13 protein-coding genes are annotated in these 13,511 nt (G+C 71.0%); 5 read left to right on the top strand and 8 right to left on the bottom strand.

The genetic code is table 11. The annotated features are described in order from the left end of the window. Positions 1 to 48: 48 nt before the first annotated feature. On the bottom strand, positions 49 to 894 hold the full coding sequence (locus tag AB0L45_RS12955; RefSeq protein ID WP_365839073.1) for a redox-sensing transcriptional repressor Rex: 846 nt from the start codon (positions 892 to 894) through the stop codon (positions 49 to 51). 392 nt (positions 895 to 1,286) lie between these two features. Here AB0L45_RS12955 and AB0L45_RS12950 point away from each other — a divergent pair, with 392 nt between their 5' ends. From AB0L45_RS12950 to AB0L45_RS12930, 5 genes are all read left to right on the top strand, one after another. Then, a complete protein-coding gene (locus tag AB0L45_RS12950; RefSeq protein ID WP_030024824.1) occupies positions 1,287 to 1,565 on the top strand; it encodes a glutaredoxin family protein in 279 nt (92 codons plus the stop codon). 222 nt (positions 1,566 to 1,787) lie between these two features. Further along, a complete protein-coding gene (locus AB0L45_RS12945; protein WP_365839070.1) occupies positions 1,788 to 2,780 on the top strand; it encodes an HAD-IB family hydrolase in 993 nt (330 codons plus the stop codon). Positions 2,781 to 2,845: 65 nt separating this feature from the next. Beyond that, on the top strand, positions 2,846 to 3,385 hold the full coding sequence (locus AB0L45_RS12940; protein WP_365839068.1) for an SMI1/KNR4 family protein: 540 nt from the start codon (positions 2,846 to 2,848) through the stop codon (positions 3,383 to 3,385). A 1,251-nt stretch (positions 3,386 to 4,636) separates the two neighbouring features. Further along, positions 4,637 to 5,419: an ECF subfamily RNA polymerase sigma factor, BldN family gene (locus AB0L45_RS12935; RefSeq protein WP_365839066.1), complete on the top strand. Its 783-nt coding sequence runs from the start codon at positions 4,637 to 4,639 to the stop codon at positions 5,417 to 5,419. 508 nt (positions 5,420 to 5,927) lie between these two features. Next, positions 5,928 to 7,154, top strand: coding sequence for a DUF5667 domain-containing protein (locus AB0L45_RS12930; RefSeq protein ID WP_365839064.1), 1,227 nt, complete (start codon positions 5,928 to 5,930; stop codon positions 7,152 to 7,154). A gap of 150 nt (positions 7,155 to 7,304) precedes the next feature. Here the strand turns inward: AB0L45_RS12930 and AB0L45_RS12925 are convergent, their stop codons facing one another. From AB0L45_RS12925 to AB0L45_RS12895, 7 genes are all read right to left on the bottom strand, one after another. Then, a complete protein-coding gene (locus AB0L45_RS12925) occupies positions 7,305 to 8,309 on the bottom strand; it encodes a lysophospholipid acyltransferase family protein (protein ID WP_365839062.1) in 1,005 nt (334 codons plus the stop codon). A 14-nt stretch (positions 8,310 to 8,323) separates the two neighbouring features. Then, positions 8,324 to 9,373: an NAD-dependent epimerase/dehydratase family protein gene (locus AB0L45_RS12920; RefSeq protein WP_365839060.1), complete on the bottom strand. Its 1,050-nt coding sequence runs from the start codon at positions 9,371 to 9,373 to the stop codon at positions 8,324 to 8,326. Positions 9,374 to 9,791: 418 nt separating this feature from the next. Continuing rightward, on the bottom strand, positions 9,792 to 9,890 hold the full coding sequence (locus AB0L45_RS12915) for an AURKAIP1/COX24 domain-containing protein (RefSeq protein WP_003948845.1): 99 nt from the start codon (positions 9,888 to 9,890) through the stop codon (positions 9,792 to 9,794). A 119-nt stretch (positions 9,891 to 10,009) separates the two neighbouring features. After that, positions 10,010 to 10,219: a helix-turn-helix domain-containing protein gene (locus tag AB0L45_RS12910; RefSeq protein ID WP_014144137.1), complete on the bottom strand. Its 210-nt coding sequence runs from the start codon at positions 10,217 to 10,219 to the stop codon at positions 10,010 to 10,012. 128 nt (positions 10,220 to 10,347) lie between these two features. Then, complete coding sequence (locus AB0L45_RS12905) at positions 10,348 to 11,145, bottom strand: phosphatase (RefSeq protein ID WP_365839503.1); 798 nt, start codon at positions 11,143 to 11,145, stop codon at positions 10,348 to 10,350. A 282-nt stretch (positions 11,146 to 11,427) separates the two neighbouring features. Next, positions 11,428 to 12,540: an acetoin utilization protein AcuC gene (locus tag AB0L45_RS12900; protein WP_365839501.1), complete on the bottom strand. Its 1,113-nt coding sequence runs from the start codon at positions 12,538 to 12,540 to the stop codon at positions 11,428 to 11,430. Positions 12,541 to 12,691: 151 nt separating this feature from the next. Then, positions 12,692 to 13,345, bottom strand: coding sequence for an HAD family hydrolase (locus AB0L45_RS12895; protein WP_365839058.1), 654 nt, complete (start codon positions 13,343 to 13,345; stop codon positions 12,692 to 12,694). Between the last annotated feature and the right edge of the window lie 166 nt (positions 13,346 to 13,511).

The raw sequence follows: 13,511 nt of genomic DNA, 5'->3' as shown, positions 1-13,511 counted from the left end.
TGATTCTCTCCCAGTCGCCGACCGGGGGTACCCCCACGCTGCGCTCGCTCATGCCGGCATCACGGCGGGTACGTCCCCGTCGGGTCCTTTACGGTCGGACGGCCCGGCGGGGGCGTCCGCGGCCGGGGCCTCCTTGGCCGCGGCCTCGCGCACCTCGCGCATGGCCCGCCGGGCCTCACGCGCGGCGACGGCGCGGGCGTCGTCGGAACCGTCGTCGTCGTGCCCCGCGTCCTCGCCCGCCTTGCGCTGCTCGTGGAAGGCCAGGATCTGGAGTTCTATCGACAGGTCGACCTTGCGTACGTCCACGCCGTCCGGGACGGTCAGTACGGTGGGCGCGAAGTTCAGGATGGAGGTGACGCCGGCGGCCACGAGCCGGTCGCAGACCTGCTGGGCGGCGCCCGCGGGCGTGGCGATCACACCGATCGAGACGCCGTTGTCCTTGATGATCTTTTCCAGCTCGTCGGTGTGCTGGACCGCGATGCCTGCCACCGGCTTGCCGGCCATCGCCGGGTCGGCGTCTATGAGCGCGGCGACGCGGAACCCGCGGGAGGCGAAGCCGCCGTAGTTGGCCAGGGCGGCGCCGAGGTTACCGATACCGACGATCACGACCGGCCAGTCCTGCGTCAGGCCCAGCTCACGCGAGATCTGGTAGACGAGGTACTCCACGTCGTAACCGACCCCGCGGGTGCCGTACGAGCCGAGGTAGGAGAAGTCCTTGCGCAGCTTCGCGGAGTTGACCCCCGCTGCGGCGGCGAGTTCCTCGGAGGAGACCGTGGGGACCGAGCGCTCGGAGAGCGCGGTCAACGCGCGCAGATACAGCGGAAGCCGGGCGACGGTGGCCTCGGGAATTCCTCGGCTTCGGGTCGCCGGTCGGTGAGTTCGGCCAGTTGCCACGGTGCTCCTGCGGGTAGAGCGGGGCTGTGGACGGCCGTAGGTTTCCCGACCGCCCCGTCGACAGCAGGCTATGTCTTTGTGAACGCGTGCACAAAGATGGTGTCCGCTTTGTCCGGCCAAAGTGACCGGGGTCACGCGCCTTTTGCGCGCCTTCGCGGAACCAACTCCTCCGGCGCACCGTTCACACGTTTCGCGCCGGTAACACGGGAGCGCCGACGGCAGCACGCGCCCTCACTCCTCACCGCTATCCCCCCGGAAACCTACAAATCGCCCACCGATGGTAGTCGACTCAGGCGACTATCTGCCCCGCGTCGGATCTGCCGCTGTACGGGCGGAGGGGCCCGGGCGCGGACCGGCGGGGCCGGTGCCCGGACAGAGGCACAATGACGGACATGGCCTCCCTCTTCAGCCGCAGCGCCCGCAAGAACCCCGCCGACAGCACGGTCACGCTCATCGGCAAGCCCGGCTGCCACCTGTGCGATGTCGCACAGGAAGTGATCGAAAGAGTCTGCGCCGAGACCGGCGCCTCCTGGGAGAAGAAGGACATCACCCAGGACCAGGAGCTGTACCGCAAGTACTGGGAACAGATTCCGGTCGTCCTCGTGGACGGCGCGCAGCACGATTTCTGGCGGGTCGACCCCCAGCGGCTGCGCAAGGCACTGGGCGCCTGACGGTACGAGGACCGGGCCCGGCAGCGGTACGAGCCCTTCTACGCCCGGCCGACCCGGCCGCGTACCGCACCTGAACCGCCCGACGTACGCCCCCACCGCGGCGCGCGCCCGGCGGTCCGGCGCCGTCACCGGGATGGCCGTAACGCAGCGGTCGGCCGGACCGTGGCCGTCCGACATCCGGCCGTAACCGGCCGCACCGAACAACCTGGCTACGCTAGCTACATGGCCCACCCGTCGTCCGCCCGCCGTCCCCGTAGGAACGCCTACGGCGCGCTCCTCCCCACGGGGTGGTTCAACCGCCGTAGGCGCCCCGCCACCGCGCGCAGCGTGCTCGCAGGCGAAGCCGCGGCCGAGGCCGCGCGCAAGACCTCGCTGGAGGTCGAGGCGCAGGAAGCGGCCGCCCAGAAAGAGGGCGCCGAGGAGCCGGAGTTCCCGGTCGTCGGCGACACCCACGCCGCAGCCTTCTTCGACCTCGACAACACCGTCATGCAGGGCGCCTCCCTCTTCCACTTCGGACGCGGCCTGTACAAACGGCGCTTCTTCCACAAGCGCGACCTGGCCCGCTTCGTCTGGCAGCAGATCTACTTCCGTTTCATCGGCTCGGAGAACCCCGAGCACATGGCGGACGCCCGCAACAGCGCGCTCTCCATCGTCCAGGGCCACCGCGTCTCCGAGCTGATGACCATCGGCGAGGAGATCTACGACGAGTACATGGCCGAGCGGATCTGGCCCGGCACCCGCGCCCTCGCCCAGGCCCACCTGGACGCGGGCCAGAAGGTCTGGCTGGTCACCGCCGCCCCCGTCGAAACCGCGACGATCATCGCCCGGCGGCTCGGCCTGACCGGCGCGCTCGGCACCGTCGCGGAGTCCGTCGGCGGCGTCTACACCGGCAAGCTGGTCGGCGAGCCGCTGCACGGCCCCGCCAAGGCCGAGGCGGTACGCGCCCTGGCCGCCGCGGAGGGGCTCGACCTGTCGCGCTGCGCCGCCTACAGCGACTCCGCCAACGACATCCCGATGTTGTCCCTGGTCGGCCATCCGTACGCGGTCAACCCCGACGGGCGGCTGCGCAAGCACGCCCGCGAGCAGGGCTGGCGGCTGCGCGACTACCGCACCGGCCGCAAGGCGGTCAAGATCGGCATTCCGGCGGCGGCCGGGGTGGGGGCGCTGGCGGGTGGAGCGGCGGCGGCCGTCGCGCTCCAGCGTCGGCGGCGCTGAACCGGTTCTTCGGGGCGGGGGCGTCCTGGTCCTGGTCCTGGGATGCGGCCGCGGTGCGGTCCCGGGTGGCGGAGCTGGGCCGCCTCGACCCCGAGTACGCGCGCTTCGGCGCCGACGAGCACCGCTACCGGCTCGCGCCGCCGCTGCCGGCTGCGGAGCTCCACGCGTTCGAGGCGCGGCACGGGGTGGAGCTGCCGGCGTCGTATCGCGCGTTCGTCCTCGACGTCGCCGATGGTGGCGCCGGGCCGGAGCACGGGCTCTTTCCGCTGGTGGGGGCCAGCGCCTGCCTCGGGCCGCCGGACGACTGGGCGGCGGAGGACGTCCGCGACGCCGATCGCAGGCCTGGCGCGCTCGCGACGCCGTTCCGGGTCACCGAGGCGTGGCGGCCACGGGCCGGTGAGCGGTTCGACCCGGATGCGGTGGTGGCTGGGACGCTCGCCGTGGCCGAGATGGGGTGCGGGGGCTTTGTACGCCTCGTCGTCACCGGGGCGCAGCGGGGGCACGTCTGGTTCACCGATCTGTCCGTGTGGCCGAGCCTGACGCCGGGGCCGGAGTTCGCCACGTGGTACGCGGGGTGGCTGGCGGGCGCGCCCGGCTCTGCGTGAGGCTTCGTCGTTGTGGCTGGGGTTCCTGTTGTCCTCAAGCGCCGGACGGGCTTGTGGGTGCGCCGGCCTGGTGTGGGGGTGGGGGCCTTGTGGGGGTGCGCCGTGTGCGCGAGGGGTCCGGTGGGTGGGGGCTCGGGGCCACACAGGGGTCACTCCTCGGCACCGTGTACGTCACCCGGGACGTGAGGTGAACCCGGGCTCCCGGCTGACCTGCGGGGAGACCCCTGTATGTCCCCGAGCCCGCGCCGTTTGCGGGTATCCCGACATCGGGGCGAAAATTCCACAAGCTCACTCGCGCGCAGCGCGAGGGAACCTTGCTCGCGCGCAGCGCGGGGGGGACCTTGCTCGCGCGCGGCACGGGGGACCTTGCTCGCGCGCAGCGCGAGGGAGGCGGGCAGGCACCCGGGCCGCCTCATGACGCTCACGTGACGCGGAGTGACGCCCCGGCCCCGGCGTGAGCCTCACCATGTGGTGGGGGCTCACCGGGGTGATCGACCCCCTTCCCCCAGCTGTCCCGGCCTCGCCGAACCGGCCTGAGGGGGCGTGTAGGGGGCCATCCCCGCAGGTCAGCCGGGAGCCTGGGTTCACCTCACGTCCCGGGCGACGTACACGGTGCCGAGGAGTTGGCCCCCTGCGCGCCCCCGCCCCGGCACCAACCTCTGCGAGCCGCGCGACAGCGCAACCCTCGCGCGAAGCGCGAGACGGGCACCCGCACGCGGCGCGCTGACCACGCGCCACATCACCGAGGACCTCACCATGTGGTGGGGGCACACCGGGGTGATCGACAGATTCCTCCCCCCTGCTGTCCCGGCCTCGCCGAACCGGCCTGAGGGGGCGTGTAGGGGGTCATCCCCGCAGGTCAGCCGGGAGCCTGGGTTCACTTCACGTCCCGGGCGACGTACACGGTGCCGAGGAGTTGGCCCCCTGCGCGCCCCCGCCCCCAAACGAAACCCATGCGAGCCGCGCGACAGCGCAACCCTCGCGCGAAGCGCGAGACCAGGTACGCGGTCACCCTCAGCCCGCAACCAGGCAGATCACGTTCCTTTCTGATCAATATCTGCTCAGGATTCGATACTTGATCGGGCAGGAACTCGTAACGGACCAGAAGTAATCGATGATTTGAGCAACTGGGTGTAGCGCTGCCTGTACGAAGCGTTATTCTCCTCAGACGCAAACCGGTACCCACGCGTCCCTACGACGGGTGAACGGTCCCGCACTGCACGTGATGGAAGCTCTGCCTCTGGGAGTCCCGTGTACCCACACGTCGGGGTTGACGCCTCGGGCCTGGCTACGCTGCGTACGACACTCGTCGACCACCTGCGCAGTTTTGTCCCCACCGCGATCGCCGTCCCCGCATTCGCCACCGCCATCCCCGCCGGCCCCTGCTACGCCCTGGCCGACGGGAGCACCACCACAGTCGGCAAGGCCGGCGGCAGAACCCGCCGCGGCGCGGGCACGCCCGCCGCCCGGCGCCCGGCCGACAGTGACAGCCGCCGCATGATGGACCTCGTCGAGCGGGCCCAGGCCGGCGAGGCAGAAGCGTTCGGCCGGCTCTACGACCAGTACGCCGACACGGTCTACCGCTACATCTATTACCGGGTGGGCGGCCGGGCCACGGCCGAGGACCTGACCAGCGAGACGTTCCTGCGCGCCCTGCGCCGCATCGGCACCTTCACCTGGCAGGGCCGCGACTTCGGGGCCTGGCTGGTCACGATCGCCCGCAACCTGGTCGCCGACCACTTCAAGTCGTCGCGCTTCCGCCTGGAGGTCACCACCGGTGAGATGCTCGACGCCAACGAGGTCGAACGCAGTCCGGAGGACTCGGTCCTGGAGTCGCTGTCCAACGCGGCGCTGCTGGAAGCCGTCCGCAAGCTCAACCCGCAGCAGCAGGAGTGCGTGACGCTGCGCTTCCTCCAGGGCCTCTCGGTCGCGGAGACCGCGCGCGTCATGGGCAAGAACGAGGGCGCCATCAAGACGCTCCAGTACCGGGCCGTACGGACGCTGGCGCGGCTGCTCCCGGACGACGCCCGCTGACCGCCGCCGCAGCGTACGGACCGCGGCCCGTACGGCCTGCCACACCCGCGTCCCCGCCCGCGCCCCGGCCCCGGCACCCGTCCCCGTGCCCACCGCGCTTCCGTCTGCCGCACCACACCGCACCGGATCCGTCCGCTCCGGCCCACCGCCAGGACTAACGCTTGAACCAGCGCCCCGATCGCCTGAATCTCCCGGACCGACATTGACGGCCACCCCGCCCCGTACGGGCACCCGTACACCGCCGCGTCCGTGGACACGCCCGGCGTCGGCCGCCCCAGGTGTCCGACCGTGCGTGATCGTTCGTGACCGTTCGGTCAGATCATCGTGAGTGCGTAACCCAAGTGCCGCGGCGCTCGTTGTGCAGAACGCAGGCTCCCTGCGGTCACGCCATGCCCGCACCTACTCACTCGATCGAGTGGATGCGAGCAAGGCGTGCAACCTTCCGGCCCGTCTGGATAGTCAAGCCAGTCCGGGGAGTCGAGCGGGATGACGAGAGGAGGTGCCGCCCGTGATCGCGAACGTATCGGTGCACCGGCGGGCTAACGCCTTCGCCCAGGCCCTGGAGGATCAGGTCCTTCCGGGCGCGGCGGCCGAGGACGAGGTCGGCACACCGGCGGAAGCGTGCGGAGAAACAAGGCTGTTGGCGCTCGCCGACACCCTCGGAGAACTGCCCAAGCCGGAGTTGGACCCCGAGGTCAGGACCGTCCACCGGGCGCAGCTCATCGCGGCCATGGAGGCGGCCTTCGCCGAGGGCGGCGCGTCGGACGGCTCACGGGTGCCGCAGCAGCGCGGGACACGCGGCGCGCACCGCGCGGCGAAGTCCCTGGGCCGGCTGCGCCCCCGGTCGCGGCTGTCCAAGGGGCTCGCGGCGGGCGGCCTGACGGTGGGCGTCGCGGCCGGTGCCTTCAGCGGCGTCGCCGCCGCCAGCTCCGACGCGCTCCCCGGCGACTCGCTGTACCCCCTCAAGCGCGGCATGGAGGACCTCAAGCTCAACCTGACGGACGACGTGTCCGACCGTGGCCGCCTCTTCCTCGACCAGGCGTCCACCCGGATGTTCGAGGCGCACCGCCTCATGGAGCGCATCCGCTCCGGCCCCCTCGACCACGAGTCGCTCGGCGAGATCCGCAAGGCGCTGTCCGGCGTCAAGCAGGACGCCGGCGAGGGCCACCGCCTGCTCCACGAGGAGTACGAGCGGGACGGCTCCCTCGGCCCCATCCAGACGCTCAACGCCTTCACCAAGTCGCACCGCGACAGCTGGAGCCGGCTGCGCGACCGCCTGCCGGCCCAGCTGACGGACGTGCGCGACGAGGTCAGCTCGGTCTTCGACGCCATAGACGAAGAGGTCGGCCCGCTGCGCTCGCTGCTGCCCAAGAACCCGGGCGGCGAGAGCCGTCACGAGAGCGCCCCCGAGGCGCCCGCGCCGGGCAGCACCCAGGGCCGTACGGACCATCCGTCACCGTCCGGGAAGAGTGCCTCCTCGTCCGGCGAGGCCGGCGGTTCGCACACACCGCAGCATCCGCCCGCCTCCTCCCCGTCCCACGAGGACGACGGTCTGCTCGGCGGCAGCACGGGCGGCCTGCTCGACCCGCCCGCCGACGCCCGCACCCCGGAGCCGGACGGCAAGGGCTCCGGCAAGGGCAAGGAGACGCCGCACGAGCCCGACGTCACCATCCCGCCGCTGCTCCCGGGCCTGCTCCCGGACATCGGCCTCGACGGGAAGAACCCGCTGGGCTGACCGACCGCGTCGGGCCGCCACCCGACGCCGCGACGCCCCGGTGCCGGCACACGGCACCGGGGCGTTCAGCGTGCCCCACGGGGACACCACGGGGCGCCACGGACTCGTCAGCCCACGTACGAACACCCCGGAGCCGCCCACCGGGCCCCGTCAGAAGAACACCGACCGCCGCTGCACCAGCAGCTTGTACAGGGTGTGCTGGATCGTCTCCCGCACCTGGTCCGTCAGGTTGAACATCAGCATCGGGTCGTCCGCCGCTTCCGCCGGATAGCCGTCCGTCGGGATCGGCTCCCCGAACTGGATCGTCCACTTCGTCGGCAGCGGCACCAGCCCCAGCGGCCCGAACCACGGGAAGGTCGGCGTCAGCGGGAAGTACGGGATGCCCAGCACCCGCGCCAGCGTCTTGGCGTCCCCGATCTTCGGGTAGATCTCCTCGGCGCCCACGATGGAGCACGGCACGATCGGCACCCCGGCCCGCAGCGCGGTGGAGACGAACCCGCCGCGCCCGAACCGCTGGAGCTTGTAGCGGTCCGCGAAGGGCTTGCCGATCCCCTTGAAGCCCTCCGGCATCACCCCGACGACCTCGCCGCGCTCCAGCAGCCGCTGGGCGTCCTCGGCGCAGGCCAGCGTGTGCCCGGCCTTGCGCGCCAGCTCGTTGATGACCGGCAGGACGAAGACCAGGTCGGCCGCGAGCAGCCGCAGGTGCCGGTCGGCGGGGTGGTGGTCGTGCACCGCGACCTGGAGCATCAGCCCATCCAGGGGCAGCGTCCCCGAGTGGTTGGCGACGATCAGCGCGCCGCCGTCCGCGGGGATGTTCTCGATGCCCTTGACCTCGACCCGGAAGTACTTCTCGTACAGGGGCCGCAGCACCGACATCAGGACCTGGTCGGTCAGCTCCTCGTCGTATCCGAAGTCGTCGACCTCGTACTCACCGGTGAGCCGCCGGCGCAGGAAGCGCAGGCCGCCGGCGATCCGCTGCTCCAGGGACGCCACAGGCGTCTCCTGCGGCGCTCCCGCCGCCTGCTCCTGCTCCCCCTGGTGCCGCGGCTCGGGCACGGGCGACAGCGGCGTACGGCGGCCTCCGCGGCCCGGCCGCTTGATCTTTCTGCGCGACCGGGGCTCCTCGCCGAAGGGAATGACCTTGGCGTCCGCCATTGTGGGTGAACTCCTCACTGGGTCGGGCCGCTGCGTGCGGGCAGCACGGCGGCGAGCCGGTCGACGGTACGGGCGAGGACCTCGGGCGGCAGCAGCCCGGGCCCACGGCTGCGGGCGAACTCCGCGAAGGACTCCGCCGTCGTGTATTTCGGGTGAAACCCCAGTGTCTCGCGCATCTGGGTCGTCTGAACGACCCGGCCGTGCGTGAGCATCCGGATCTGCTCCGGCGAGAAGTCGGTGATGCCGACCGAGCGCAGCGCGGTACCGGCCCAGGTGACGGTCGGCAGGAACAGCGGCAGCGTGGGCCGGCCCAGCCGCCGCGAGCACTGGGAGAGCAGCAGCGCGCCGTCCCCCGCGATGTTGAACGTGCCGCTGTTGAGCGTGCCGCGGCGCGGCTTGCCGGCGGCCAGACACAGCGCCTCGATCGCGTCGTCCTCGTGGACGAACTGCAGGCGCGGGTCGTAGCCCAGCACCGTGGGCAGGACGGGCAGCGAGAAGTACTCGGCGAGCGGCGAGTCGGCACACGGCCCGAGGATGTTGGCGAAGCGCAGTACGCACACCGCGACGTCCGGGCGGCGCCGGGCGAAGCCGCGTACGTATCCCTCGACCTCGACCGCGTCCTTCGCGAAGCCACCGCTGGGCAGCGACTTCGGCGGCGTGGTCTCGGTGAAGACCGCGGGGTCGCGGGGCGCGGAGCCGTACACGCTGGTGCTGGACTTCACCACCAGCCGTTTGACGTGGGGTGCCTTCTGGCAGGCACCGAGCAGCTGCATGGTGCCGATGACGTTGGTCTCCTTGACCGTCGCCCGGCTGCCGCGGCCGCCCAGCGGCGTGCCGTTGATGTCCATGTGGACCACGGTGTCCACATTGGTCTCGGCCAGCACCCTGGCAATGGCCGGATGCCTGATGTCGGCCTTGAGGAAATCGGCGCCGCCCAATTGATGCTCGGGCTCCACCGCATCGACTCCGATCACCCGGGCGACGTCGGGGTCGCGCTGAATGCGTCGTACGAACCGGCCCCCCAGTTGCCGTGCGACTCCAGTGACGAGCACGACCTTTCCCAAGATCAGCCCTTCCTTCCCGCCCTCTGTCCCTCACGTGAGCCGAGCTGTGCGGCCACGCTATCGGGTCGTTGTTGCGCTGTGATGACCGCGGGCTGCGCTGAGCTACATTTCAAGCCTTGGCCCGAGCTTTGCCCGCGGCGTCGGCCGTCTTTCCCACGGCCTCGGCAGTCCTTCCCGCGGCATCGGCAGGCTTTCCCACGGCCTCGGAGCGGGTGCGCTCCCGCGCATCGGGTGCCACCGCGAATGGACCGCCGACAGGACACGGATACGTACGAACGCCGCCCCACGTTCTTCACGGATGAACAATCCGGCGCCCGTTCCGCGCCCCACCGAGTGCACCGCTGAGCCGCCCCCAAACGCACCGCAGCCCCCCACCGCCTGATGCGGTGAGAGGCTGCGGAATCGCGATCAGCGTCGCTTACTTCTTGTTGCGACGCTGAACACGGGTGCGCTTGAGCAGCTTGCGGTGCTTCTTCTTGGCCATCCGCTTGCGCCGCTTCTTGATAACAGAGCCCACGACTACCCTCGCTCACTTCGTATCACTCGGTGCGGGGCGTCCGAGCCCACACTACCTACATCGGGCCAGCCTACCCGGCAACGAGCCTACGGCGTAATCCGAGGGTCACCTTGAGCCCCTCAGGCCGATTCCACCCCCACATAGGACTCACGGAGGTAGTCGTGGACCGCTTGCTCCGGAACCCGGAATGACCTCCCCACTCGGATCGCGGGCAGATGACCGCTGTGCACCAAGCGGTACACGGTCATCTTCGACACTCGCATCACCGTGGCGACTTCCGCCACGGTCAGGAACACGACCTCATTGAGAGGCCTTTGGTCTGCAGCCATGACACACCTGAACCTTCCGCACATGACGGGCACCGGCTTCCCCTCCGGTGACTCCCCGTCGCTGTGCGCTCACTCCCCAGGTTAGGGGCGGGTGATGCGAGTGGGGAAGAGGAGCAGCGATCGGCCGCCTACTGTGACAGACACGCTCGATTGAGTACATAGCGAGTAAGCGGTCGGTAGTAATCAGACCGCACAGCGTCATCAAGCGGAACTACGGCGGACACCCGCCCCTCCGCCTGCCCGACGAACAGCGCGGGATCGTCCGTATCCGCCAGTCCGATGGCCTCAAAGCCCAGCTGACCTGCTCCGCAGACCCATCCGTGGTCACCGATCACCAGCTCGGGAAGGGGTCCGCCGGCGTCTGCCGCGGCGTCGAGGGCGGTACGAACCGGGAGGGGGGAGTGGGTGTGCACACCCGGCTCACCGGCGGTGCGCCGCACGCCCGGTTCGCGCATCAGCGCGACTCCCCGTACGTAGTCAAGGTTGTACGTGCGTACCCCGAATCGGGTCGCTATGTCGACACAGTCGCCATACGCCGGGGTGAGAAGGGGGCATCCCGCCGCCGACAGAGCGTCTGCCAACCCGCCGTAGAAGCCCAGCAGCCGGTGCGGGTGGCCCGTTCCGATCAGTACCGGAGCGTGCCGGGCGGCCGCCGCGCCGAGCCGGTCCGCGAAGGCGTCGAGCCCCACCAGCGTACGCTCCGGATCGATCACATCTGGGCCGGAAGTGTGCCTAGGGTCGGCCGAAACTCCACACTGCTCAGCCATCACCTGAAGCACTTCACTCACAGACCAGTCGTTCTCGGGCTCAAGACCGATCAGTACGCGCGGGTCGCCGGCCGCGAACAGCCGGTACCGGGTCAGGCTCTTCTCCCGCGGGGTCGCGATCGTCCCCGCCAGCCGCACCCTGACCACATGCGACTTCAGCTTCCGCGCTTCGGCGTCCGCCGCCCTGTCGGTATCGCCGGTACCGCCCGTACCGCCTGACCCGTTCGTGCCGCCTGACCCGTTCGTGCCGCCTGTCCTGTCCGTACCGCCTGACCTGTCCGTACCGTCCGTCCCCGCACCGGTGCCCCACACGGCCCCCATGCTGACGGGTCCGGCGACCGGCCCATGCCCGAACCGCCCAGTAGTCACACATCCGGGCGCATTGGCCCCGAAGTGCCGTCCCTTCGGGACGAACCCGGCCCTACGGCCGCCCACGACCGCCTACGGCAGCAACCCGTGCGCCGGGAACACCGCCCGCCGCGTCGCCAGTACCGCCTGGTCCAGGCGGTCGGCCGGGTCGTACCCGGCGCCGACGAAGTCCCGCCAACCCGCCCCGCGGCCGTCCGTCATCCGGTGCGGCCCGTCCTGGCGCGTACGCCGGAACACCTCGTGCCGCCACTCCTCCGGCACCGGCGACGTGGGCTCGATCGGCCGTCCCGCCGCGATCGCCACCAGGTGGGTCCAGGAGCGGGGTACGACGTCGACCACCGCGTAGCCACCGCCTCCCAGCGCGACCCACCGGCCGCCGGCGTGCTCGTGCGCCAGGTCGTGGCAGGCCGCCGCCACCGCCCGCTGCGCGTCCAGGCTCACCGCCAGGTGGGCGAGCGGGTCCTCGAAGTGGGTGTCGGCCCCGTGCTGCGTCACCAGGACGTCCGGCCGGAAGGCGGCCAGCAGGTCCGGCACCACCGCGTGGAAGGCCCGCAGCCACCCCTCGTCGCCGGTACCGGCCGGCAGCGCCACGTTCACCGCACTGCCCTCGGCGCCCTCCCCGCCGGTCTCCTCCGGCCAGCCGGACTGCGGGAAGAGCGTCCGGGGGTGCTCGTGCAGAGAGATCGTCAGGACGCGGGGGTCGTCCCAGAAGGCGGCCTGTACGCCGTCCCCGTGGTGCACGTCGACATCCACGTACGCGACGCGCTCGGCGCCCAGCTCCAGCAGGCGGGCGACGGCCAGCGCCGCGTCGTTGTAGATGCAGAACCCCGACGCGCCGCCCGGCATCGCGTGGTGGAGGCCGCCCGCGAAGTTCACCGCGTGCAGGGCGTCGCCGCGCCACACGGCTTCCGCGGCGCCCACTGACTGCCCCGCGATCAGGGCCGACGCCTCGTGCATCCCGGCGAACGCCGGATCGTCCTCGGTGCCGATCCCGTAGGCGGGGTCGGCGGCCTTCGGGTCGGCCGACGCCTGCCGTACGGCGTCGATGTAGTCCTCGCGGTGCACGAGCCGCAGCGTGGAGACTCCAGCGGCCTTCGCGGCCACCACTTCCACCGCGTCAGGCCCCCGGTCAAGTCCGTACGCCTCCACCAACCGCATGGTCAGCGCGAGCCGGACCGGGTCCATCGGGTGTCCGGGCCCGAAGTCGTAGCCCGTTACTGCCTCGTCCCACATCAGCTGTGCACGGCCGCTCATGCCCGTCACCGTATCGGTCGAACGGTGGGGCGGGAGGTGGGCGGTGGGTGGGAGGTGAGCAGGGGTGCGGACGGGGCTGGGGTTATGCCAACAGGGCGGGCAGGTCCGCCATGCATGCGAAGAGGCCGGCGACGCCGCCGGCCTCGGTGAGCTTCTCCGCGGGAGTCATCGCGGTGAAGCCGTACACGTCCATACCTGCGGCGACGGCGGCCTGGACGCCGAGCGGGCTGTCCTCGACCACCGCGCAGCGCTCGGGGGCCACCCCCATCTCGCGGGCCGCGTGCAGGAACAGGTCGGGGGCCGGCTTGCCCTTGCCGACATCCTGCGAGCTGAAGATCCACTCCTCTTCGAACCACTCGGCGAGGCCGGTCTTGCGATGTCCGACGCGGATCCGCTCGTGGCTGCCGGAGGAGGCCACGCAGTACGGCGTCCCGTCCGCCGTCAGCTTGCCCAGCACCTCGGCCACCCCGGCGACCGGCTCCAGCTCCCGCTCGAAGGCTTCGAAGACGCGCGCGTGCAAAGTGGTCTCGAAGTCCTCGGGGAGGAGCTGTCCCGTCCGCTCCTTGACCAGGTCGTGCACCCGGTGCATCGCGGCGCCCATGTAGTCGCGGATCGATTCCTCGTACGAGGTGGGATGGCCGAGTTCGGTGAGATAGCCGGCCATGATGGTGTTGGAAATCGGCTCGCTGTCGACGAGCACGCCGTCGTTGTCGAAGATGATGAGGTCATAGCGCATCCTTCGAGCGTAAACGCCATGCCGTGCGGGCCCGAAAAACGTACGGCCCGGCTATTCATATTCCTCGGGAACGCAAAAAAGCTCCGGTCCCTGAACCACAAGGTTCAGGGACCGGAGCTGAAAAATTGTTCGGCGGCGTCCTACTCTCCCACAGAGTCCCCTCTGC

Source organism: Streptomyces sp. NPDC052496 (assembly GCF_040679095.1).
Lineage (GTDB): Bacteria > Actinomycetota > Actinomycetes > Streptomycetales > Streptomycetaceae > Streptomyces.
Note: the sequence above shows the minus strand (reverse complement) of the source record. Positions and strands in the feature narration are given on the sequence as shown.